Genomic DNA, 3,864 nt, shown 5'->3' on the forward strand with positions numbered 1-3,864 from the left:
GATTATATCAACGGATATTACAACAACGTTAGGCCGCATCATTATAATGCCGGTTTAGCGCCAAATGAATCTGAGGTTAGATATCAAGATTCTAAAACTGTGGCCAAATTTTATTGACCACTACATGAAGCATTAAACATAACAAAACGATCATTGTCTTATAAAAAATAAACGAATGAATAAAAAATTAGTGAAAATGATCTCGAAATTGCAAAAGTCAGCATTTTCGTCACAAATTTACTTAAGTTAAGATTGAACAGCTACTTTACTAATTGTCACTAAATCAGATTGAAAATATTTGACTACTAATACCAAAAGAAATTATAGATAACCCTCGGCTTAACTATGAGGGAATCAAGTCAAACTAAAGCTGAAGCTGAAAAATTCAACTTTAAATAATTTTTTACAATTCAAAAAAACGGCATTCAAATACAGCTGGTGTTTCACCTGTTAAATTTGAAGAAGCGTATAATGTTGAGTTAAAAACTGCCTAGTGAAAGCTGGGAAGTCCTATTATCCTCAGTGATGAGAAGAGGTTGCCAAGGATACTTAATCGAGTCTAGGACCCCTGACTGAGCATAGATGTGTTTTCTCAATGTTAGAGAATGCTGACTAAGAAAATATAAATTAAGATTATCACTTATATAATCCGATTCTAAATTCTGTAGATCACAAATATTTTGATGCTTACATGAACTGCATTCTTTATGTTTCGGAACCATTACAATTTCAGTTAACTCTCCCTTAGCAGATATTTTTACTTTCCAAAATTCCATTTTTGTATGTATATATTCATTGAGTTCTTTATTACCACGATATATGTGTAATAAAGCTTCTATTGTTTCTATTAGTTGTTCTGGGAAATCAAATACATTTATAAACCCCAGCTCTGTAGAAAGATTTTTAATCATCCAAAAACCTATGTCATCAAGAGTACACAACATCACTTTTATTGGAAAGACATAGTAGTCATCATTCTTTCTTTTAATGGCAGCATCAAAAAAACGAAATTTAGTATCTTTTTTTTCTATTTTCGAAATATAAGGAATTCGACCTGATATTACTAAGATCAAATTGTCTATTGCCTGCTTATATGATGTTGCAGGCAGATACATTAAATAGTTATTGTGTATTCTGCAGAACGAACTATTAGACCATTCATTTTTAAAATATCCATAGCCATACTTTCGTATAGCAGCTTCAATACAGCTAACACAGAACTTGATTTCGATCTTTGACTTACTTTTAATATGTTCACCAGCAAAAAAAACACTATGAAGCTTATTTATAAATAAAGTTGGAGAGTAAATAGGATTACTCCCTAAATAAAAATCGGTATTGGTATTGAGTAAATTAAATAGAAATTCTTCCTGATATTTTTCAAAAAATGAAACTACACTGCTGTGTGCGTATGGCTGACTCCGCCACATACCATCAGCAGTTATTACACCTTTTGGATCAAACTTATCGCTGTAGATAAGCTGTTCCCTTATCAAAAAACTATGTAGGGACTCGTCTTGAGGAATATTTATGATATCTTTGGTACTTATGAAGTTAATTAGTCTTTATACAGAAAGAAAGTGCTTAAACTTACCTGTATTTTAACAGTAAATATTTTAAAGAACAAAAACTAGTGTTCAACGCCATTTAACTTGAAATATCAGTTAAGTACTAAGTTTTTTCAGACAACAACTTAGCTTGTATTTTTATAGATACTGCGCCGCTTAAATTGAGAATTATTAAGAGCTAAAAATCACCTCAAGACAAATTATCAACCAGCCTAAAAGTACTTACTCTGCCAACCCCTGTGTCAGGATCTGTCTCTTGATCACATCTCCTGTTGTTGCGCTTGCATGAATCGAGCGCCTTCTAGCAGTTGGCTCAGTGAAAACCAACCTTTCCATAAAGCTTCCCAACCAACAACACCTGTTTGCTTGCTGTTGTGCCACCCGCCTAATTTGGCAAGTGCATAATAAGCCCAATGTAATGAAGGTGTTGTGTTAGGTGCTTTTTTAGTTTCAGTCTTTGACCACAACAGTTTCCATTCAAGAAGATTGAAAAAATTGTCGCAACTAATTGATTTTTCATTATCTTTATCGACAACAAGCTCGCGTAATTGGAGAAGTCTCACCGCAATAAATGCTGTTATTACAATGATCTTTTCTAGATTATTTCGCGTTTGCATGCGAAACGACTCAACTTGAGTGCCCGCTGACTTCCACGCTTTATGGAACTCTTCAACTCGCCATCTTAGTTCATAAAATCTAACTATCTTTAGTGCATCAGAAGCACTATTTATCGGTTCGCCTGTATACAATTTCCACGACAAAGGACTTGTTCCACTTGGTGGATCAATCTCGTTGCAGCTTATTACTGTTAAATTCATACCACCAAGTTTCTTGTGTTTTTTAGGCGGATAAATAGTAATGCAAGCATAACGTACAGCTACTTTCGCAATACGTGCTTTTCGGCCTCCTTTTTGCTGTATCTTAACCGAATATGAAGCTTCGCTAGATTGATTTTCAATGTAGGGACTTAGTTTATCGCCGTCTGCATTCACGACCCGCTCATGCTTGGCCCTCACTACAAACCGTTGATTATTTATTGTTTTATAATCAAACATATCAGATTCTCGATCACAAACGCTTATGATATTGTCCATGACATCTGCAAATCGGGTACTCATTTCTTCCGACGAGCGTTGCCATTTATAACTTGCTTTCGTTTCGTACTTGCGGCGTTTTCTGTCGTTAGCGGTACCAAAGTTTTCATCTTTTCTGCACCAACGATGTTGTGCACCCAAGCCAATAGTACGCTCTGTTTCTGCATCGACCATAAGGACGGTGTGCGCCAACATCCCTTTAGAAGAGCTTTGTTTATATGCGCCAGTATGTCCGAGCTCTTTAGTCACATTGTGTCGGTAACACAATGTTGATGTATCTTCTAGCGCAAGGATTGTGTTTGACAGCGTTATTGCAGGTAACAGCGAATTCAAACCGGCGGTAGCGATGTTATCTGCGTCAACTTTATCATTGCGAAGAAAGCGATATGCGCCTTCAATAGAGGCCTGTGAGCCAGATGCTTTCACAATAGAACTTCCTGTGTTGCTCGCCATTTGATGACTTATTTTTACCAGGCGTTTAGTGCGTCGTTCATCACCTAATTCAGCATGTTTAAACAAATGATTAGCCCATTTTTCAGTATCTTTTATCAGCATAATAATTAAACTCGACCGGTTTTTTCGTTATAACTGATCTGATCGACTGATATAAATAAAGTTCAATTGAAGCCTAATTTATTTGTGTATAAGAGTCAGGTGTCAGGATAGTTGTCGCCTCTAACTTTTGTAGTAGCACATATCAGATCTTACAGTTTGGGCGAATAAGTTTATGCTTCATCTGACTGGTAGCTATGAGCTGTGAGTTCAACTGGTGAATACCAGCCATTTAAATTGAATAAATTAGACTTCCCAGCTTTCACTAGACTCCGGCTTATAATCTTAAAGTACAAAACGGAAGTAAACTTCCGGTTTGTAAGCCTATATTGCTATATTTCGGAAGCAAACTTCCGTTTCTAGGGATTCAAAGGTAGTTATCGGAAATATACTTCTGTTTTTTGATAGCGTTGTTAAGCTAGATAGCTATATAAGCTACTTATCAGGGTCTTACTTGAGCGAAAAACAAACGGTCGGGTAAACTCGTTTTTGGACAAAAATGAGTTTGAGCCGAAGGACGGCTCTGTGCCAATAGCAGACATTTACTTAATACATTAAAACAGATTAAATTGATGAGAAATGATGGGCATAGGGGTCGTTCGCAATTAATTCCGGTCGAAGTTTAAAACTCTTTGATGCTATTTCAGCAT

Annotated in this window: 2 protein-coding genes; both read right to left on the minus strand. The window is 35.9% G+C overall.

Annotation, left to right across the window (positions count from 1 at the left end; all coding sequences use genetic code 11):
• Window positions 1-479: 479 nt before the first annotated feature.
• Window positions 480-1,496, minus strand: a complete 1,017-nt coding sequence (locus tag H5116_RS19995) for a hypothetical protein (RefSeq protein ID WP_182716917.1) — start codon at window positions 1,494-1,496, stop codon at window positions 480-482.
• Window positions 1,497-1,828: 332 nt separating this feature from the next.
• The gene (locus H5116_RS20000) at window positions 1,829-3,217 is read right to left on the minus strand and encodes an IS4 family transposase (RefSeq protein ID WP_182716918.1); all 1,389 of its coding nucleotides are present in this window, start codon (window positions 3,215-3,217) and stop codon (window positions 1,829-1,831) included.
• Window positions 3,218-3,864: the final 647 nt, after the last annotated feature.

The organism is Pseudoalteromonas sp. SG45-2, from assembly GCF_014164115.1.
Lineage (GTDB): Bacteria > Pseudomonadota > Gammaproteobacteria > Enterobacterales > Alteromonadaceae > Pseudoalteromonas > Pseudoalteromonas distincta.

What these genes read in the sequence shown, in the direction of transcription:
- H5116_RS20000 (WP_182716918.1), bottom strand. Translation starts at nt 3,217, where the DNA reads ATGCTGATAAAAGATACTGAAAAATGGGCTAATCATTTGTTTAAACAT.